Here is a 19,738-nt window from a genome sequence, read left to right on the forward strand (position 1 = left end):
GACGGTAGAGCCCCGGCGGCGGGCGTCGCTTGTGTCAGATGACGGTACGTGGCATGACGGCGAAGTTCGGTTCGTTGACGTTCGACATCGTCAGCTCCTCTCCGTGTGCGGCGATGACAGGGATCGGTTCCGCAGCCACGTCAGGGCGGCGTCGGCGACCGCCCGCCAGCGGCTGTCGATGGTCAGGCAGTGGCCGCGGTCGGGGAACACGACGACGTCGGTCGCCCGGGTCGCCGGGGCACGGTGCTGCCCGCCACCGGTGATCAGCAGCAACGGGCCACGCGGCGCCTGGGCCGGGTCCCCGTCGGCGGAGCGGTGCGGGTCGAAGCCGGCGGCGGTGGCCTCGAACAGCGGCCTGCAGGGAGCCGGGATGCTCCAGCGGTCGTACAGCTCGGCCGACTCCTGCGCACTGACGGCGCTGCCGAAGACGGACCGGAACTGTTCCGCGGTCAGCGACACCGCCTTGCGCCGGTTGGCAGGGTTGCTGAACAGCGGCAGTGCCGGCGGCATGTCCGTGATCCGTGCGGCGTCGATGGCGACGGCGGCGGCCGCGAGGCCCTGCCCGAGCAGCCGCTGGGCGATGATCCCGCCGAAGGAGTGCCCGACCAGGACGGGTCGGTCCGGCAGCGCGGCGATCAGGGCGGTGTAGTGCTCCACGATGTCGTCGATGCCGTGGTCGGCGATGCTCTCGGGGTTGTCGCGGGCGTCCTGCACGGTGTCGGGATGCCCTGGCCAGCCCGGCGCGGACGCCCGATGGCCCGCCGCGCCGAACAGCTCGATCCACGGGCGCCACGAGCTGGCGTGCAGCCAGGGACCGTGGATGAACAGCACAGGCGGTCCGGTCATGACGTCCTTCCGCGACGGCGAAACGGTGGTGACGTCACGAAACCACCGGGGCGTGACCGCTCGCATCGGGGTCACACCCCAGTCGTTGACGGGCGGCGCCCGCTGGGGTCAGGCGTCGGTGCGCAGCGCGGCGCCGAGCTGCCGGCGGGAGGTGACACCGAGCTTCCGGAACACCTTGTTGAGGTGGTACTCCACGGTCGAGGCGGTGATGTACAGCCGGGTGGCGATCTCGGCGTTGGTGACACCGTCGGCGGCCAGACCTGCCACCTGCCGCTCCTGCGGGGTGAGGTCGTGCTCGGTCCGCGGGTCGCGCCGGCGGGCCTGCTCGCCGGTGGCGAGCAGCTCCACCCTGGTCCGTTCCGCGAAACCGGCCGCGCCCATGGCGGTGAACATGTCGTAGGCGGTGCGCAGCTGCACCCGGGCGTCGGCGCGGCGCTTGCGGCGGCGCAGCCACTCGCCGTAGAGCAGGTGGGCGCGGGCGAGCTCGGTGACGATCAGTGTCTCGTTCAGCCGGGCGATCGCCTGTTGGTACAACGGTTCGGCGTGCTCGTCTCCGGCCAGCAGCGCGCCGGCCCGGGCGAGCAGCCCGAGCGCCCACGGTGTCGCGGTGGCCTCGGCCTGATTGGCCAGGCGGGCGTACGCGGCCTCGGCCGAGGCCCGGTCACCGGCGCGTACCCCGGCCTCGACGACGTCGGGCAGCATCCGGTTGCCTTCGCCCGGCAGGTCGCCGCGGCAGGCGCGCAGGATGCTGGCGAGCGCCTCGGGGTAGTTGCCGAGGCTCAGCTCCAGCAGGCAGAGCGTGTAGTGCGCGTGGTTGGCCATGGTCGCCACGCCGAAGCCGCCGCCCCAGTCGTTGATCGCCACGGCAGCCGCGGCGCGGGTCTCCTCCACGCGACCCTGCCACGCCAGCAGCTCCACCCGGTGTGCCGGCCCTTCCGGGATACCCATCGCACGGTCGATCTCCTGCGCCTCACCGAAGTAGGCCTCGGCCAGGTCGAACCGCCCGGCGTACAGCTCGCAGCTCGCCAAGGCCTTGAGCGTGTCGTTGACGGCGTGCAGCCCGCCACGCTCGCGGCTCAGCATCAGGATCCGCTCGGCCACCGCCCGGAACCCCCGGTCGTCCCAGGACTCCTCGGCCGCGAAGCACCCCACGAACGAGATCGGCATTCCCGCCTGCACGAGGTCGTCGGTGCACAGCGCCGCGACGGCCGCGCGCATCAGCGGAAGCGCCCGCACATGCCCTTCGGTGATCCGGACCGTGCAGGCCTCGACCAGTCGGTCGGTGACAGGAGAGCGGTCCGACACCTGCCACGGCATCGCGCGGATAGCCCGGCAGAACTCCTCCAGGGTGGTCCCGGCGGTGTGCTCGCGGGTGATCAGCGCCGCGGTGAGCGCGTCGAACGCCATGTCCCGGGCCAACCGCTCATCGTGCGGGGCCGCCTCCCCGATCGCCGTCAACAGCATCGACGCCGCGACCTTCACCTGGCCGAACATCGACGCGATCGACGCCCGCAGCCGCTGGACCGAGGCCCGTCCCACCGGCGTGTCCGGGTCGGATGTGAGCTGCGTGAGGACGGTCTGCGCCTTGACCGCGTCGCCGATGAGGAAGTGGGCCTGGGCGGCGGCGACGAGCCGGCGGGTCCGCGACTGCCGGTCGGGCGTCATCGCCGCCGAGCGGGACAGATACATCGCCTGGGCGGCGTAACCGCCACGGCTCCCGGCGCGCTCCGACGCGCGTTCCAGCTGCGCCGCGACGTCCTCGTCGAGGCCGGGGGCAGCCTCGGCGAGGTGCCAGATCCGCTGGTCCGAGCCGGGGCCGGCGGCGTCGGCGAGCGCCAGGTGGACGCGCCGCCGGTCCGCTGTCACGGCGCCGCCGTAGACGGCGGAGCGGATCAGCGGGTGCCGGAACGCCAGCCGGTCCCGCTGGGTCAGGATGCCGGCGGCCACCGCGGCTTCCGCGGCGTCGAGCCCCACGCCGAGGTCGGTGGCGGCCTGCCACAGCTCGCCGGGATCACCGGTCGAGGCGGCCGAGATGAGCAGTAGCAGCGTCTGCGTGTCCGCCGGCAGCGTCCGGACCCGGCGCAGGAAGTGCGCCTCCATCCTCGGCCCGACCGGCAGCGGCGCCGGCGAGAGCGGACCGGTGATCTGTTCACCGCCGAGCTCCAGCAATGCCAGCGGGTTGCCGCCGGTCTCCTCGATGACCCGCTCGACGGCGCCGGGGGCCACGGTGCCGCCCGTCTCCAGCAGCAACCGCCGCGCGTCCGGCGCGGCGAGACCGTGCAGCGCGAGCACCGGCAGCCCGGCGAGGACCTGCCCGACCGGCTGTTCGTCGCGGGTGCCCAGCACCATGCCGATGCCGTCGGCCTGCAACCGGCGCCCGATGAACGCCAGCACCTCCACCGTCTCGCGGTCCAGCCAGTGCACGTCGTCGACCAGGCACAGCAGCGGCCGCTCGACGGCGACGTCCGACAGCAGGGTGAGCGCGGCCAGCCCGACCAGGAACCGGTCCGGTGGCGGGCCGGCGACCATCCCGAACGCGGCGCCGAGCGCGGCACGCTGCGGGGCGGGCAGCGCCGGCGTCCGGTCGAGGAACGGCAGGAGCAGCCGGTGCAGCCCGGCGAACCCGAGCTGCGTCTCCGCCTCCATGCCGACCACCCTGGCCACCAGGACGTCCGGCGCCTGTGCGGCCGCGAAGTCCAGCAGCCGGGTCTTGCCGATGCCAGGCTCGCCGACCAGCACCAGCGCACCGCTCAGGCCGTCGCGGACCGTGCCCAGCAGGGCGTCGAGGGCCGCGCACTCCTCCTGCCGGCCGAGCAGCGGCGGAACCGGACGTCCTTCGCCGGTCGGAGGCACCCTTCCTCCGTTCCGGGCCGGAACCAGCCCAGTCGATCTTCTGCCGTCGCCGGAGCATCCTCGCACACGTGGGAGCGCTCCTCGAACCGACCGTGCCGGCATGTGTACCCTCAGGACCGACACGGGCGGGCCGACCTGGACGGGTGACCTTCGGTATGCCAGGCGAGCACCTGTACGGCCGCGACGCCGAACTGCGGCAGCTGACCACGCTGCTGCACGGTGTCCGCGAGCGCGGCGGCGCGCTGGTGCTGCGCGGCGAGGCCGGCATCGGCAAGACCCGGCTGCTGACGGAGGCCCGCCGGGTCGCCGCCACCGGCGGGATGCTGGTTCTCACCACCGCCGGCGTCGAGGCGGAGGCCAGGGTGCCGTTCGCGGGCCTGCACAAGTTGCTGCGTCCCGTCCTGGCCCGCGCGGAGGCGCTGCCCGGCCCGCAGCGCGACGCGGTGCACGGCGCGTTCGGCATGGCCGACGTGGCCACCCCCGACCTGTTCCTCGTCGCGCTCGCCGTGCTCAACATCCTCGCCGACGCCGCCACAGGACCCACCGCCCTGCTCGTCGTGGAGGACGCGCACTGGCTGGACCCGGCCACCGCGGAGATCCTCGGGTTCGTCGCACGGCGCCTCGACGCGGACCCGGTGCTGCTGCTGGCCGCCGTTCGCGACGGCTTCCCCACCTCCTTCGGCGCCGACCTGCCGCAGCTGCGCCTGGACCGGCTCGACGAGACCGCCGCCGCCGCCGTCCTCGACGCGCACGCCGCCGACCTGCCGGCCGGCGTGCGACGGCAGCTGCTGCTGGATGCCGCCGGCAACCCCCTCGCCCTGGTCGAGCTGTCCACGATCACCGCCGGGCACACCGCGGCGTCCGGACCGCCCACCCCGGCGGCCGCGGCCCTGCGCCCGCTCACCGACCGGCTGCAGGAGGCGTTCGCGGCCAGGGCGGTCCAGCTTCCCGCGGCGACCCGGACCCTGCTGCTCGTCGCCGCGACCAACGACGGCGACGCCCTGTCGGAGACCCTCGCCGCGGCGACGCTCGTCGCCGGCACCGCCGTCACCGTCGGCGACCTGCCGCCGGCCGTCGCGGCGTCGCTGGTCGACGTCGACGGTGACCGCATCCGGTTCCGGCACCCGCTGATGCGTTCAGCGATCCACCAGCACGCCGACCTCCAGCAACGGCACGCCGCGCACGCCGCACTGGCCCAGGTCCTCGCGGGCCAGCACGACCGCAGCGGCTGGCACCGGGCCTCGTCCAGCCACGGACCGGACGAGGACGTCGCGGCCGACCTCGAGCAGATCGCCGCCGCGGCCCGCCGTCGCGGCGCGGCCGTCGCGGCGCTGACCGCCCTCGAACGCTCCGCGCAGCTCACCGACGACCCGGTCCGGCGGGCCGCCCGGTTGCTGCGCGCCGCCGAGGCCGCCGTCGAGCTCGGTCGGCAGGACGTGGTCCACCGGCTGCTGCGCGACGCCGCAACCGTCGAGCTGTCCTCATGGCAACGGGCCCAGCTGCTGTGGATCGAGGCCAGCTTCGGCGACGGGCTCCGCGACGAGCACCGCCAACCGGCACGGGTCGCCGACGTCGCTGAACGGGTCGCTGCCGACGGGCACGTCGACGTCGCACTCCGGCTGCTCAACGGCGCGGCGCTGCGATCATTCTGGACCGAGGCGGACCTGCCGAGCAGGCACCGGCTCGTCAGCGTCGCCGAAGCACTGCCGATCCCCGCCGACGACCCGGACCTGTTGGCGATCCTCGCGTTCGCGGCACCGATCGAACGCGGCGCCGCGGTGATCGACAGCCTTCGCCGCGGCGCGGAGCGGGCCGCCGGCAACGCCGAGGCGCTCCGCCTGGTCGGCAGCGCCGCGGTCCTGGTCGGTGCGTTCGACCTCGCCGAGGCCTGCTGCACCGCGGCGCTGCCGGCATTGCGGGCGCAGGGCCGCCTCGGGCTCGTCGCGCGGGCGTCGGGGGCGCAGGCGTGGAGTGCCGCTCACCTCGCCGACCTCAACGTCGGCATCCCCGCCGCCGAGGAGTGCACCCGCCTGGCCCGGGAGACGTCGCAGCCGCTGTTCGTCGGCATCGGCCAGGCGACCGGTGCCGTTCTCGCCGCCCTGCGCGGCGACGAGCCGGGCGTGCAGGCCCTTGCCGGCGCCGCCGAGCAGGGCGCCATGTCCGGCCGGGTCCGACCGGTCCTCGCCACCGCGCGGCTCGCCCGGGGGCTCGCCGCGCTCGGCGCCGGCCGCTACGCCGACGCGTTCGAACAGTTCCGCCGGATGCACGACCCGGTCGACCCCTCGTTCCACCCGGCGCTGCGCTGCTTCGCCCTGGCCGAGCTCGCCGACGCCGCCGTGCACAGCGGTCAGGCCGGCGCCGTCGCCGGGATCGTCGCCGAGCTCGAGACGTTCGCGCTGCAGACACCGTCACCGGCCCTGCACGGTGGGCTGCGGCACGCCCGTGCGGTCCTCGCCGGCGACACCGCCGCCGAGGCGCTGTTCCAGGCCGCGTTGCAGGTCGACGTCGGACGCTGGCCGTTCGCCCGGGCCCGGCTGCAGCTCGCCTACGGACGCTGGCTGCGCCGCCAGCGCCGGGTCGCCGAGTCCCGCGCCCTGCTGCGCACGGCGATGGACACGTTCCACACCCTGGGCACCGTCCCGTGGGGGGAGCAGGCGCGGCAGGAGCTACGCGCCGCCGGTGAGACCAGCCGCAGGCGCGGCGTCGACGCCCGTGACCGGCTCACCGCGCAGGAGCTGCAGATCGCGCAGCTCGCCGCGGAAGGCATGACGAACCGCGAGATCGGCGAACGGCTGTACCTGTCGCACCGCACCGTCAGCTCACACCTGCACCGCATCTTCCCGAAGCTGGAGATCACCTCGCGAGCCCAGCTGGCCGGCCTCGTCCACGTCCAGGCCGGCCGCTGACCTACAACGTGCTGACTACAACGTGCTGACCAGGCCGCCGTCGACGGCGAAGTCGGCGCCGGTGACGTTCGCGGTGCGGTCACTGGCCAGCAGCAGCACCAGATCCGCGACCTCCTGCGGGCGGGTGAACCGGCCGGTGACGGACTCACCGGCGGCCCGGTCGGCGACCGCGCCGGGGTCACCGCCGCCCAGCGAGCGGGCGACGGTTGCCGCGACCCCGTCGTCGCCGAGCCACAACCCGGTGCTCACCGGCCCGGGGCTGACCGTGTTGACCCGCACCCCACGCCCTCCGAACTCCTTCGACAGCGACTTGGAGAAGCTGGCCAGGGCGGCCTTCGCGGCGCTGTAGTCGATGACGAGCGGGTCGGGCAGCGTGGCGTTGACCGACCCGACCGTGACGATGCTGCCCGCGCCACTGGCCAGCAGGTGCGGCAGCGCCGCCCGGGTCGTGCGGACCGCGGCGAGGAGGTTCAGCGTCAGCGTCGCCGTCCACTCCTCGTCGGTGACGGCCAGGAATCCGGCTGTGCGTGGCCGCACCGCTCCGACGTTGTTGACCAGGATGTCGAGCCCGCCGAACGCGGTCACGGCGGTGTCGACGAGCCTTGCCGGTCCGTCCGCGGTGCTCAGGTCGACCTCGACGACCCGCACGTCGGCGCTACCGCTCAGCTGTGTGAGGTCGGGTCCGGCGGTCCTGGCCCCCGCCACGACCCGGACCCCCTCAGCGGCCAGGGCCTGGGTGACGGCCAGGCCGATGCCTTTGCTGGCGCCGGTGACCACCGCGGTCTTGCCCGAAAGATGCAGATCCATGGCGTGTTCCTCTCTGGTACGCGCGGCGGCCGTCGCACGGGACGGCCGCCGCGCCGGCCGGTCAGTCCCGCGTCACCTCAGAGCCCGTTGCGCCGCAGCCACGCCAGGCTCTCGTCGGCGACCGCCCGCCAACCGCTGTCGATCGTCAGCGAGTGGGCGCGGTCGGGGAAGTCGAGGATGTCGGTGACCGCGTGGGAGTGCCGGTACTGCTTGAGAGTCGCCCGGGTCACCGACTCCGGCACCGTGTGGTCCCGCCCGCCCGTGATGAGCAGCAGCGGACCCCGCAGCTCGTTGGCCGTGTCCACCTTGGCGGGGGAGTGCGGGTCGAAGTTCGCCGCCGCCGCCTCGAACAGCGGCTTGCCCGGCGCCGGGACCGCCCACCGGTCGAACAGCTCCTGCGACTCCTGCTCGGTGACGGCGTTGCCGAACGCGAACCGGAACTGCTGCGCCGTCAACGACACCGCCCGGTGCTTGTTCGCCGGGTTCCGGAACACCGGCAGCGTCGCGCGCAACGCCGACAGCGGCAGCGGCAGCACACCTTTGATCTGTGCCGCGTCGACGGCCACCGCCGCGGCGGCGAGATCCTGGCCGAGGAGCTTCTGCGCGATCATGCCACCGAACGAGTGCCCGATCAGGATCGGCTTCGCCGGCAGGCCCGCGATCACCTTCGCGTAGTGCTCGACGACGTCGTCGATGCCGTGGTCGGCGACCGCCTCCGGATGCTCCCGCGCCTCGGCGACGGTTCCCGGCTCACCCGGCCAGCCCGGGGCGACCGGCTCGTAGCCTTCCGCCCGGAACAGCTCGACCCACGGCTGCCAGGACGATGCGTGCAACCACAGTCCGTGGATGAAGACGACAGGCGTGCTCATCGCTGCGCTCCTTCGTTGTCCGTCAAGACCGTCGACGCCGGTCTCCCCGCACGTTAGGCCTGCCTTGTGCGCAATCAGTGGGCAAAAACTTGTCGCCCACCACCGCGCCACCTGCGGAAGGTCACCGTCTGATTCCCGTACGTCTTTAAGCCAAACTTAAGCCGGAAAAGCGTAATCGAGTGGGGTCCGCGACCGGGCCAGCAACGCTGGGAAAGCGCATTTCTAAGAGTTCCTTTGCGACTTGAAGTAAGCCTCTGAGCTGCCGTAACTTGCTGACCGCACGGATTCCACGACGTCAGCCCAGGACGGCGGAGACAGACGTATGCGCAATGATTCCCAGAACCCGCGAGGAAGACGCCGGGCCCGCAACATCCTCATCGCCGCGACGGTCGTGTCGGCGGTCGGTGTGAGCGGGGCCTACCTGGCGACCGCGAACGCCGACGAGACAGCGCCCGGCAGGATCGAGGCGGAGACCTGGTCGGCCCAGAACGGGGCACGGACCGAGAACACCGCCGACAGCGGCGGCGGCAAGAACGTCGGGTGGCTCGCCGCCGGCGACTGGCTGCAGTACGACAACGTGACCGTCGGCGCCCAGCTGAGCGCCCGGATCGCGGCGAACAACCGGGCCGGCGGCTCGATCGAGCTGCACCTCGGCTCGCCGGCGGGCGAGCTCGTCGCGACGTTCCCGGTCGCGTACACCGGCGGCTGGCAGAAGTGGACGACCGTCAACGCCACCGCGGCGCGCGTCCCCTCCGGCCCGCAGACCCTGGTCGCCGTGATGAAGAGCGACCAGCAGAGCGACTTCGTCAACGTCAACTGGTTCGCGCTCGGCTCCGGCACGCGCCCGCCGGCGACCGCCACGGTCGCGCCGCCCCCGCCGAGCAGCGCCGCCCCGACCGGCGGCACTTCGCCCACCACCTCACCGACCGGCTCCGCCCCGGCCGGCGGCTGGGTCGACGTCGACCAGGCCAAGTGGCAGGCGGAGCTGGCCGCGTTCAACCAGCTCAAGCAGCTGCCGGTGCCGGCGGGCACCACCCGGGTCGCGGAGTTCCACACGGACTGTGCGGTGTCGAACGAGGCCAAGGACGACCCGATCGTGCTGCCCGGCCTGCCCGGCGCGTCGCACATGCACACGTTCTTCGGCCCGACCGTCGACGCCACCACCAAACCGGCCGACCTCTTCGCCCGCAAGACCAACTGCAACGCCCCGGGCGACAACAGCGCCTACTGGGTGCCGCAGCTGCTCAAGAACGGGCAGCCGGTCAAGATGAAGAGCTTCCGGGTGTACTACGGCTCGCGGCTGCCCGACCCGTCGGCGACGGTGCCGTTCCCGCCCGGCCTGGTCATGGTCCACGGCGACGCCAAGCGCCAGGTCGCCACGCAGAAGGGCGCCCCGGGACAGTTCTGGTGCGCCGGCAGCGCCGAGGTCGGCCGCAGCGCCGACGGCAACTGGCCGGTCTGCGCCCCCGGCGGCAACCTCATCTTCCAGCTGACCTTCCAGGACTGCTGGGACGGCAAGCACATCGACTCGCCCGATCACAAGTCGCACATGGGCGGCGCGAAGAACGGCAAGTGCCAGGGCGACTACCCGGTCGCCATCCCGAACCTGTCGTTCATGGTGAACTACGAGTCCCTCGGCGGCGACGGTCTCGCGCTGTCGTCGGGGATGGCCTCGTCGATGCACGGCGACTTCATGAACGCCTGGAAGCCGGAGAACCTCGGCCCCCTCGTGAAGGTCTGCCTCAACGCGAAGGCGAAGTGCGGCACCACCCCGTCCTTCACCGGCGGCTGACCTCGTCCCTCCGAACGGCCCCGCCCCGGTGGCGGGGCCGTTCCTCATACCCAGTGGGGTGTGTTGTGCGAACCGCGGCGAAGCTCTTCGCGGCGTCCAGCCTGGCCGTCGCGACCGTGTTGTGGGTGCTCGGCCTGCCTACGTCCGCGCCAGGGCTGGCCGCCGCCGGCCGCCTCGCCGCGCTGTGGTCCACCGACCTGCTGCTGTTGCAGGTGCTCGGCATGGCTCGGATCCCGTGGCTGGAACGCGCCTTCGGCCAGGACTCCCTCGGCCGCTGGCACCGCTGGACGGGCATCGCGTCCCTCGCGCTGCTGCTCGCCCACGTGGTCTTGGCGCTCGTGTCGCACGTCGAACGCGCCGGGCAGCTGTGGGCGCTCCTCACCGGGTACCGCGGCATGGTCCCCGCGACCGTGGGCCTGCTCGCCCTCGTGCTGGTGGCGGCGACGTCGCTGCGTCCGGTCCGCCGCCGCCTGCGCTACGCCACCTGGCATCTGCTGCACCTGTACGCGTACGCCGGCATCGCCCTCGCGGTGCCGCACGAGCTGTGGCTGGGCAGCGACTTCGGCACGCCGCTCGCGTCGGTGTTCTGGTGGACGATGTACGGCGCGGCCGCCGGCTCGACCGTCGTGTTCCGCGTCGGGATGCCGGTGTGGCGGACGCTGCGCCACCGGCTGCGCGTGGACCGGATCGTCGAGGAGGCGCCCGGCCTGGTCTCGGTGTACCTGCGCGGTCGCCGCCTGGACCGCCTACGGGCCCGCGCCGGGCAGTTCTTCGTGTGGCGCTTCCTGGACGGCGAGGGCGGCTGGCGCGGCAACCCGTACTCCCTGTCCGGCCCGCCCCGCGCCGACCGCCTCCGCATCACCGTGAAAACGGTCGGCGAGGCCACGGCCCGGGTCGCCAACCTGCGCCCCGGCACGAAGGTCGTCATCGAGGGCCCGTACGGGCGGATGACCGCCGACACGTACCGCGGCGGCTCGGTCACCATGTTCGGCTGCGGCGTCGGCGTCACCCCGTTGCTGGCGCTGCTGTGGGACCTGCCGTACGGCCACGGCCAGGCGACCCTGGTGTACCGCACCCGCCACGCGCAGGACGTGGCGTTCCTGCACGAACTGGAGTGGCTGGCCCGGGAGCGTGGCGTCCGCCTGGTCCCTCTCGTCGGCCCGCGCGCGGCTCCCGGCTCGTGGCTGCCGGTGGTGTACGCCGACTACGACGACATCGCGGCGCTGCGCTCCCTGGCCCCGGACCTGGCCGACCACGACGTCTTCGTCTGCGGCCCCGACCCGTGGACCGACGCTGTCCTGCGCGCCGCCCGCCGCGTCGGAGTCCCCGCCCCGCGCCTGCACCGCGAGCGCTTCGCCTGGTGACGACCGCTTTCAGTGCGGATCGGTTGCAGTACCGCTGACGGCCGGAGCGGTCCGCCCGCCGCGCTCAGGTCGTCGTGCCGCCGGTCGACTGGGCGGGTATGGCGCAACGGTCCCCGGTCGGTGAGCTCCTGCGTGACCCGGCGCTGCTCGGCCTCGCCGGGCTGGCCCTGGTCGTGCCGGTGTGGTTCCTCGCCGGGCCGGGCGGCGGCGCCGTCTCCTGGGGGATCCAGGCGGCGCTCGACGTGTCGATCGTGGTGTTCGCCCGCCAGCTGCAGGCGCACGGCGGCACGGACCGGCACCGACGCCGGTTCTGGCGGGCGATGGCGGTCGCCGGTCTGCTGTGCGCCGTCGGCGACGGCACGCAGACCGTCGTGATGGTCGCCGACCCCGGCGCCGCGGTGAGCATCGTGCAGTCGTTGTGCGTCGTGTGCGCGATGACGCTGATGGCGGTGGTGATGCTGCGTCACCCGCTCGGCGACGGCGGCCGGCAGCGGATGCGGCTGTGGCTCGACGCGGGCGCCGTGCTGATCGGTGTCGCCGTCTTCCTCTGGTACTTCTCGATCGGCGCCGAACTGGACAGCCCACGCCTGGGGGACCGGCTGGCCGCCGCGGCCGGCGCCGTGGTCATGCTGGTGATCGTGCTGGGCGTGCTCAAGCTGATCCTCAGCGGCACCGCCCCCTTCACCCGGCAGGCCGGGATCGCCGGTTGTGTCGGGGTCGGCGGCACGGCCGTGGGCACCTCCGTCGCCGCGATCCTGACCGGCGCCACCGATGCGCGGATCGAGGCGGTCGCGTCGCTGCTGCCGTGCATCCTCACCGTGGCGAGCCTGCGCGTGCAGGGGATCCAGCAACGCCGTCCGGCCGGACACGCCGAGGCGCGGCAGCGCCGGTTCAGTGTCATGCCGTACGTCGCCGTCGTCGCCACCGAACTGCTCGGGATCGTCGCCCTGCACGTCGCCGGGGCGGACGCACGCACGTGGGGCGTCGCGGTCGGCATCGTGGTGATCACCGCCGTGGTCCTCACCCGCCAGCTGATCGCCTTCCACGACAACGACCGGCTGCTCACCGACCTCGACCGCAGCATGCTCGAACTGCACCGCCTGCACGACGCGCTGCGCCACCAGGCGACCCACGACGCCCTGACCGGCCTCGCCAACCGCGCCCTGCTGACCGAGCGACTCGCGGCGATCGACACCGCCGCCCAGCTGAGCGTCCTGGTCATCGACCTCGACGGCTTCAAACAGGTCAACGACGTCCACGGCCACCACGCCGGCGACGCGCTGCTCGTCGAGGTCGCCCGCCGCCTCGAGGCGCCCGCCGGCCCGGACGCGCTGGTCGCCCGCCTCGGCGGCGACGAGTTCGCTCTGCTCCTGCCGGGCGTCGACGCCGACGCGGCGCACCACCGCGCCGCCTCGATCAGCGCCGCCATCACCCTGCCGTGCCACCTGCCCGGCACCGTGGCGCACGTCGGCGCCAGCATCGGCGTCGCCACCGGCACCCCGGCCGATGCCGACGCGCTGCTGCGCCGTGCCGACGCCGAGATGTACCGCCGCAAGCGGCAGGTCCGGCTGGCTGTGCCGACCTGACGTCGGGCGGGCCGTCGTCACGGCGCCATTCGCGAGTTCGGACAGTCATCACCGCCGCACGGAAGCGATACCATGCCATAGATATGCATGGATCTCTATGGTTCCGTGAAGGGATGGTCATGACACAGCGATTCCGGCGCGTTCTGGCGCGGCTGGCCCTCGGCGTCGTCGCGGCGACGGCGGGTGCGGCGGTCGGCGCCACCCCGGCGCAGGCGTTCGGCGGCGAGACCTTCGGCTGCCGGGTCTCGCCCGGCACCATCCTGACGTGGAGCACCAACTGCCACAACAACAAGCCCGCCTCGGTGTACAACGCCGGCTTCAACGTCAACAACCTCTCCGGCACCGGCTACACCTTCTCCTGGAGCTACACCGGGCCGGTCCTCTACGTGGTGTCGGGCTGCACGTCGACCGCCAGCGGCTGCGGCCTCGCCGTGGCGAACAGCGACGCGGTGATCTCGGTGACGGTGACCTACACGCAGAACGGACAGAGCGCCACCAAGACCTCCAACGCGTTCATCATCCAGTACTGCGGCAACGTCTACTGCTGACCCACGCTCCGGGCCGCTGTGGCAATGCGGCCCGGACACCCGGCCGCAACGGATGGAACGGGTTCTGGCCCTCTTCCGTTGACCGACGGGTGCCGCCGCACAGTCGCTGCTGTTCAGGGAGCCTCCTCGACGAGCGGGCCGTCTCCTTCCGCCGGTGTCGGCCAGCCCGGTGGAAGCACTGACCGCAGCGCGTCGAACACCCGCCGGGCGGCGGCATGGTCGTAGTCGGTGAGCCGCCCGGTCGCCTGCGCCCAGATACCACCCGCAGGCAGCGCCACGACCTCGTGGAACGCGCCGCCGGCCGGCAACCCGGCGGCGCCGCCGAGCCGGGCCGCCACCTCCGCCGGGATGACGGTGATCCAGGAGTATCCCTTGAGCCGTTCCCGCGGTGGAGTCCGCCGTATCGCGTCGCGTGTCCTACTGTCGAGGCCGACCAGGAACCGCTCCAGCAGCGACTCGACGCCGTAGTGCCCGTCCAGGTCGAGCGACACCTCACCGTAGGCCGGATCGCTCACCGCTGCGACCTCCCGCAGGAACCCGCACAATGCACGCTCGGCATCCGCGGTGCCGACCAGGAACTCGGGCGACGCCGACAGCCCGAGCCGAACCCCGCCTTCAAGCCACGTCCGCACATGCAGGTCCGGAACGCCGGGCATGCGCCCTCCGGGCATGCGCTCCGCGCGTTGGACGACACCGGCCTGCAGGTAGGCGGTCGCTCCCGGGTGCTGGTCCAGACCGTCCAGGAACACGCTCCAGCTGCGCGCATGCATCAGCTGCGCGGTAGCCACCTCGTCGTCGAACTCACCTTCGAAACGGACGAGTTCGCACCAAGGCATGCCGACCGGCGGATAGGTCTCCCAGATCCGCCCGGCCATGAGCGTGCCGGTGACGTCCTCGCCGGCGCGGGGGTTGGCGTCCAGCCCGTCGTGCAGCCGAACCGCCAGCCTCGACCACGCCAACTCGAACCACATACGCGTGACACGTCCGGCGTCGGCCCGGGAGTCCAGACACAAAATCACATGGAGCCGGGCCATCGAACCACCTTTCACTGGTCGTCCCTCCGCCCGTAGTGTCCGTCGCGGGTTGCTTCGTCGGGGCGGATACTCTGTGTTGATGGGGCCGGATTTGGGGCAGGCCGTTGCGTTATGCGACGCATTAGGGGAAATATTCTGTCTCACGTTCGCCCGCGGAGTTGACGCGAGCGAGGCGCTGCGACGGTTCGGCGCCTATCCGGACACGTTCGCTGACCTGAGCCGGGAGCAGATGCACGAGCGGCAGACCTCCTTCGATCTCGGGTACCCCCGCATGGCCGGCGCCGTCGTGTTCGGTGACTGGACGGTCGTTCTGGAACCGGCCGGTTTCCAAGGTGTGGGGCCGGTGCTGGGAGAGGTGTCCCGAGGCACGGCAGCCGTCGGCGTCCTGCGGCACGAGCATGCCGAGTCGCGGTTCGTGTACGCCGTCGACGGCACGGAGATGACTGCGTTTCTTCCTGGATGGATGGACCATGTGTGGGGCGCGGACCCGCAGCTCCTGCGCGGCGAGCTCCACGCGGCCGGCCTGGATCCGGTCGCCGCGGACAGCGACGGCTGGGGGCCTCGGGACGCTGTTGCGCGGGCGGTCCTGCTGGCGGCTTCGATCACCGGTGTCATGCCGTCAGTGCAGCAGATGTCGGGTCCGATGCTGTCGGCGCAGTTCGATCCGTGGTTCACCGGCGCACGGCCGCGCGGCGGTGGCGTCCTGGCCGCGGACTCGACCGCGCCCCGACCGGAGCGGGAGGCGCTCGTCGCGGCCGTCGACGGCGCCTCCCCGGCGGCGAAGCGCGCCACGGCGGTCGCCGAGATCCGGCGCATCGCCGGCATCCTCGGTGTTGCTGACACACCCGGCCTCGCCGAGGCGCTCGCCGACGCCGAAGCCGAAAGGTTCCCCGAGGTGCCGGTCACGGCACCGCTGGGCCGCGCGGTCCGCGGCTGGTTGCGAGCGGCCGTCACGGCTGGCGAATCCCTCAACGGACCGGCACGCCAGCGGATGGGCGACGCCGACCGGCGGCACGGCTACCGGCTCGGCTGGTTCGCGTTTGCGTTGCGCGCGACGCTGTACCCCGACGAAGATCTCGCCGTGCGTGCGGCGCTCTACTCGCTCGGCAACGGGTCCGCGCCCCTGGCCGACCCAGCCGCACACGAGGCGGCGATCGGCCGCCTTCGACCCTGACCGCCGGATCCGATCGCGTCGCCATCATGATGCTCATGACCGTCGTGCGCATGATCGGGCAACGCTGACGCACGGCAGGGGCCCGGCCGCGGCACCGGCATGCGGCACCGGCATGCTCAGGCTGTGAGCGACACGTACATCCGGTTGATACCGACCGATCGAGACTGGCAGCCTGACCGCTCGACCGCCGCATCCGTCGCTGCCCACGTGGCAGCCCTGCTCTCAGGGCCCGGCGACGCTGTCGAGCGGGTGGAGGACAGGTTCTACGACCGGGTGACCCTGATCGACGCCGGCATGTACACCACGCGGATCACCTGCCCACGCTGCGGCGGCGAGATTTCGATGGAGTGGCTGGGCGACGTGGTCAACAGCAACGGTGGCTTGAGCTTCGATCACCTGGATGTGACGGTTCCCTGCTGCAGGGCCGCTGTCCAGCTGGACAGCTTGCACTACGAGAACCCGATCGGCTTCGCACGGTTCGAGATCAGTGCGATGAACCCCACCCGGTCCGCGGACGAGCTCGACGCCGGCGAACTCGGGCAGGTGTCCGACCTTCTCGGTCATCCGGTCGCGCAGATCATCGCGCATTACTGATCGACATCAGCTCGGGATTGCACCACCTTGAACCTGGAACTGTGGCACCGGATATCTCCGGGACAGGGTCAGTACCAGGAAGTACAGCAGGCCGGTGGGGACGTCCCAGGGTGCGGTGCCCGGGCTGGTGATCCGAAGGCCTTGCCAGAGGTTGTCCCAGGTCGGGTCCATGAGCAGTGACACCGTCGCCCCGTTGGCGGTCGTGGCCACGGGCAGCATCCGCGCTGTGGTGATCCGCAGCGCGCCGGCTGGCGGTCCTGGTCCCGGCTGGGGCAACGCCGCCGTCGAACTGAGCGTCAGGTAGCCGTCGAACGTGCCGGGACCGTAGTGCTCCATGAGCCAGCGGTAGTCCTCCGGCAGCTCGACGCCGATCCGAGCGGACACCGTTTGCCAGTCGACCGGTTCGGCGCGCGCCGGCGCGGCCACCAACTGAGCGAGCCGGCCGGGCAGGTCGGCACCGTACGTCAGGTTAACCTCCACCAGCAGCGGCAGGTCGGGGTCCTCCTGCACCGCCGCCACGGTCACCGCCCAGTGCCCTGCGCGCAGCCGCACCCGGCTTCCGTAGTCGGCCCGCGGGTCCACTGCGAGCGGGTCCGCAGGCTCGAGGCCGAGCCGCTCGACGACGACCCCCACCATCGCTTCAGCGTCGTCGTACAGCCGGTCGACTGCGGCGCAGTAGGCCGCGTCGTCGTCGAAGTCGTCTGGGTCGAGGTCGCGAGGACAACCGAAGCTGTCCAGGTCGACGGACACGGTCGCAGTGGTCCAATCGGTCAGGACCGCGGCCCTGACACCACCTTTCGCGAAAACGCCACGCCGGCCTGCTCCTTCAGCGTCCCAGCCAGCACCGCTCAGCACGTCGGCGAGCTGCTCACCTGTCGGCAGATCAACCAGGCGCGCCAGCCTGCGCGCGAGCACCGCAATGCTGTCCGCCGCCGCACGGCACCGCTCGGCCCGATTCTCGCGCCCGGCATCACCGATCACGCCGAGATGCTAATCCAGTTCACAGGCGGTGGATGCCTACGTGGACGTGGTCGGCGTGGTCGATGCGGGCGCCCCACAGGATCTGGACGCGGAACTGTGCTCCGTCGACCTTGACCACGAAGGAGTCGTAGCTGTTCGGCTGCCAGGAGCGGTTGCCCATTGCGCGGGCCAGGGCGCGGGCCTCGTCCTCGCCGGAGAAGGTCGGGTAGTCGATCGCGTAGGAGGATCTGCTGCCGACGAAGTGGTCGGAGGTGGCGGGGCCGGGGACGGAGTCGGTCGGGCGCTTCTGCGAACCGGCGGCGAGGCCCTCCTTGCGCAGGAACGGCGTCACGAACTGGTCGAAGATCGACTTGCTGCCGCCCCAGGCGTGGCCGAGGTTGACGGCCGACAGCCCGGGCGGCCGGTGCGCGGGAGGTGACGATGCCGGGGATGTCGGCAGGTGCTTTCGGGTGTGGGCGCTGTCCCGCCGGTACAGGTCGCGGAGCAGGTGGGCGACGTCCCTGCGGGTGCCGGTGCCGTGCCGGGCGGCCAGCGAGGCGATCAGGCGCTCGACCCCGCGCCGTTCGTGCCGGTTGTCGCTGTCGGCGCGCAGTGCCCGGTCACGGGCCTCCAGGAGGTACCCGACGTCGCGGCTCAGGTAGCCGGGGACGAGCCTGAGCCCGTGCTGGCCGTCGAGGACGTCGTCGAGGGCGGCGTGCAGGCGCCGGCCGGTCGCCGGGTCGGCGAACCGCATCCGGTGGACGTCGGCGGTGGCGCGCTTCGTGCGGTGGTACACCGAGTCGACGGTCGCCAGGTTGTCGGTGAGCTGCCGGGCGAGCCGGGACAGCAGCGGCGGGTCGATGGCGATGCGCCCGTGCTTGCCGGTGATGTTGCGCGGCAGCTGCCAGGGCCGCATCGGAAGGCCCTCGCCGCCGCCACCACGAACGCCACCACTGCTCCCGCCACCATTCCCCTGAGTCCCGCCACCCCCGCCGGCCGCCAGGCCGGCCCGGTGCAGCACCCGCTGCACGTACGCCGACGTCGGCAGGTACCCGTCGCTGAGCCGGTTGAGGTAGGACGGGTCGTGCGCGACCCGGCGGGCGGTGCCCTCGCCCGCGTGCCAGGCCACGGCCACCAGGTCCCAGCGGCCGAACTCCCGATGGTAGGACGACATGAGCTGCGCCGCCTTCTGGTCCTGGACGGCCGGCGGGGCGCTCCTCGCGGTCGGGTAGCCCTTGAAGTTGTTCCAGGTCGAGTCGATGAACTGGTACGCGCCGCTCGCGCGGCCGTACGGGGTCGGCGGGCCGGCGATGTGGTAGTCGCCGCCGGACTCGACCGAGCGGATCGCGGCCATGAACCGGCTCAGGGCACTCGGCATGAGGCACTCCAGGACAAGAGGTGGTCAAGGGATTCGCGGACGTCGCCGGGGTCGGCCGGAGCGACCCGGTGGAGTCCGCCGTGGACGGCGGTGACCTGCCAGGCGGTGCCGTCGCCGGCGACGAGCCACCGCAGTTCCCCGGCGGCGGACCGGCCCGTCGCCGGGTCGTGGTGGGCGACCCGGACCGCGGCGGCGGACCGCCGGCCGGTGATCGCGCCCAGCCAGCTCGCCGCGGGCCCGGCCGGCACCCCGGCGCGGCACAGGACGTCCAGCGCGGCATCCTCGGCGCCGCCGGCCACCAGCTCGTCGGCCTCCGCCAAGGCGTCGGCAGGGACGTCGAAGCCGGTCGCCTCGGCCTGGGCGGCGGGCAACAGCAGCAGCCGCGGCACGACCGCCGCCGGCGACCCGTCGAGGAGCTCCACGTCCACGAGCCCGTCGGGGCCGCCGGCGAGCACGGTGGTGGACGTGTCGCCGGCGGCCGCGTACCAGCGCCGGGTCCCGGCCTCGTCGGCGTCGATCTCCACGGCGGTGCGTGGTCCGGTCAGCGGTGCGAGGACGCCGGCCAGGGGCTCCTCGCCGGGCACGAGTCCACGCGCGGCGAGGCCGCGTACCGCCGCCAGGTCGATGCGCAGGTCGGCGTCGTCGTCGTCGGTGGCGTCGGCGGGCAGCCAGTGGTCGGCGAGCCGGGAGAGGGCGCGCAGCTCGTCGAGGGTCAGTGTCAGCCGGGTCGTCACGGTGCCGGGGTCCCGCCGGTCTGTGCGGCGGCGAGCCGGTCGCGCTGCTCCTCGGCGGCCAGGCGGGCGAGCCGTGCGGTGTCGCGGAGCCGGTCGGCGGCGTGCGCGAGGTGCTGCTGCCGGTGCCGGCCGTCGAGATGGGCCCGGAACCGGTCGGCGACCAGCCCCTCCCACCCGCCGCGGGTGTCGTGGACGGCGTGCCGGAGCTCGTCGCGGACGCGGTCCAGCTCGCCGGCGTGCCGGTCGAGCGCGGCGGCGAGGTCGTCGAGCTCGTCGGGTGGGGTCAGCGCCAT

The 19,738-nt window shown here is 72.9% G+C and carries 16 protein-coding genes; 7 read left to right on the forward strand and 9 right to left on the reverse strand.

The genetic code is table 11. From position 1 onward, the window contains the following. Positions 1–90: 90 nt before the first annotated feature. Positions 91–846 carry an alpha/beta fold hydrolase gene (locus tag ABD332_RS43735; protein WP_344510070.1) on the reverse strand — a complete coding sequence of 252 codons (756 nt, stop codon included), beginning with the start codon at positions 844–846 and terminating at the stop codon, positions 91–93. A 108-nt stretch (positions 847–954) separates the two neighbouring features. Then, positions 955–3,699, reverse strand: coding sequence for an ATP-binding protein (locus ABD332_RS43740; RefSeq protein ID WP_344510072.1), 2,745 nt, complete (start codon positions 3,697–3,699; stop codon positions 955–957). Positions 3,700–3,842: 143 nt separating this feature from the next. On the opposite strand from ABD332_RS43740, the gene ABD332_RS43745 reads away from it, so the two are divergent. Beyond that, on the forward strand, positions 3,843–6,605 hold the full coding sequence (locus tag ABD332_RS43745) for an ATP-binding protein (protein WP_344510074.1): 2,763 nt from the start codon (positions 3,843–3,845) through the stop codon (positions 6,603–6,605). A gap of 15 nt (positions 6,606–6,620) precedes the next feature. Here ABD332_RS43745 and ABD332_RS43750 read toward each other — a convergent pair whose 3' ends face one another. Both ABD332_RS43750 and ABD332_RS43755 read right to left on the reverse strand, forming a co-directional pair. Next, entirely contained in the window at positions 6,621–7,412 is a 792-nt protein-coding gene (locus ABD332_RS43750) for an oxidoreductase (protein WP_344510076.1), read from the reverse strand. Positions 7,413–7,489: 77 nt separating this feature from the next. After that, entirely contained in the window at positions 7,490–8,281 is a 792-nt protein-coding gene (locus ABD332_RS43755) for an alpha/beta hydrolase (RefSeq protein ID WP_344510078.1), read from the reverse strand. A 322-nt stretch (positions 8,282–8,603) separates the two neighbouring features. Between ABD332_RS43755 and ABD332_RS43760 the strand changes: the two genes are divergently transcribed. The 4 genes from ABD332_RS43760 to ABD332_RS43775 all read left to right on the forward strand — a co-directional run bounded on the left by ABD332_RS43760 (position 8,604) and on the right by ABD332_RS43775 (position 13,571). Next, positions 8,604–10,073, forward strand: a complete 1,470-nt coding sequence (locus ABD332_RS43760; protein ID WP_344510080.1) for a DUF1996 domain-containing protein — start codon at positions 8,604–8,606, stop codon at positions 10,071–10,073. Between the two features lie 65 nt (positions 10,074–10,138). Beyond that, a complete protein-coding gene (locus ABD332_RS43765) occupies positions 10,139–11,437 on the forward strand; it encodes a ferredoxin reductase family protein (protein WP_344510082.1) in 1,299 nt (432 codons plus the stop codon). A gap of 98 nt (positions 11,438–11,535) precedes the next feature. Then, complete coding sequence (locus ABD332_RS43770; protein WP_344510084.1) at positions 11,536–13,023, forward strand: diguanylate cyclase domain-containing protein; 1,488 nt, start codon at positions 11,536–11,538, stop codon at positions 13,021–13,023. A gap of 119 nt (positions 13,024–13,142) precedes the next feature. Further along, positions 13,143–13,571, forward strand: a complete 429-nt coding sequence (locus ABD332_RS43775; RefSeq protein ID WP_344510085.1) for a hypothetical protein — start codon at positions 13,143–13,145, stop codon at positions 13,569–13,571. Positions 13,572–13,684: 113 nt separating this feature from the next. On the opposite strand, the gene ABD332_RS43780 is transcribed toward ABD332_RS43775, so the two are convergent. Then, positions 13,685–14,542 carry a hypothetical protein gene (locus ABD332_RS43780; protein ID WP_344510087.1) on the reverse strand — a complete coding sequence of 286 codons (858 nt, stop codon included), beginning with the start codon at positions 14,540–14,542 and terminating at the stop codon, positions 13,685–13,687. A gap of 4 nt (positions 14,543–14,546) precedes the next feature. Between ABD332_RS43780 and ABD332_RS43785 the strand changes: the two genes are divergently transcribed. Further along, positions 14,547–15,779, forward strand: coding sequence for a DUF6461 domain-containing protein (locus ABD332_RS43785; protein WP_344510089.1), 1,233 nt, complete (start codon positions 14,547–14,549; stop codon positions 15,777–15,779). 123 nt (positions 15,780–15,902) lie between these two features. Continuing rightward, a complete protein-coding gene (locus tag ABD332_RS43790; protein WP_344510091.1) occupies positions 15,903–16,373 on the forward strand; it encodes a hypothetical protein in 471 nt (156 codons plus the stop codon). Between the two features lie 6 nt (positions 16,374–16,379). On the opposite strand, the gene ABD332_RS43795 is transcribed toward ABD332_RS43790, so the two are convergent. From ABD332_RS43795 to ABD332_RS43810, 4 genes are read right to left on the reverse strand one after another with little or no spacing between them, the layout of a single operon-like run. Then, on the reverse strand, positions 16,380–17,354 hold the full coding sequence (locus ABD332_RS43795) for a hypothetical protein (protein WP_344510093.1): 975 nt from the start codon (positions 17,352–17,354) through the stop codon (positions 16,380–16,382). Positions 17,355–17,373: 19 nt separating this feature from the next. Further along, positions 17,374–18,711, reverse strand: coding sequence for a lysozyme family protein (locus tag ABD332_RS43800; RefSeq protein ID WP_344510095.1), 1,338 nt, complete (start codon positions 18,709–18,711; stop codon positions 17,374–17,376). Next, the gene (locus ABD332_RS43805) at positions 18,696–19,445 is read right to left on the reverse strand and encodes a hypothetical protein (protein ID WP_344510097.1); all 750 of its coding nucleotides are present in this window, start codon (positions 19,443–19,445) and stop codon (positions 18,696–18,698) included. The genes ABD332_RS43800 and ABD332_RS43805 overlap by 16 nt, the downstream gene beginning before the upstream one ends. After that, a complete protein-coding gene (locus ABD332_RS43810) occupies positions 19,442–19,738 on the reverse strand; it encodes a WXG100 family type VII secretion target (protein WP_344510099.1) in 297 nt (98 codons plus the stop codon). The genes ABD332_RS43805 and ABD332_RS43810 overlap by 4 nt, the downstream gene beginning before the upstream one ends.

Source organism: Dactylosporangium maewongense (assembly GCF_039531485.1).
In the GTDB taxonomy this organism is placed as follows: Bacteria; Actinomycetota; Actinomycetes; order Mycobacteriales; family Micromonosporaceae; genus Dactylosporangium; species Dactylosporangium maewongense.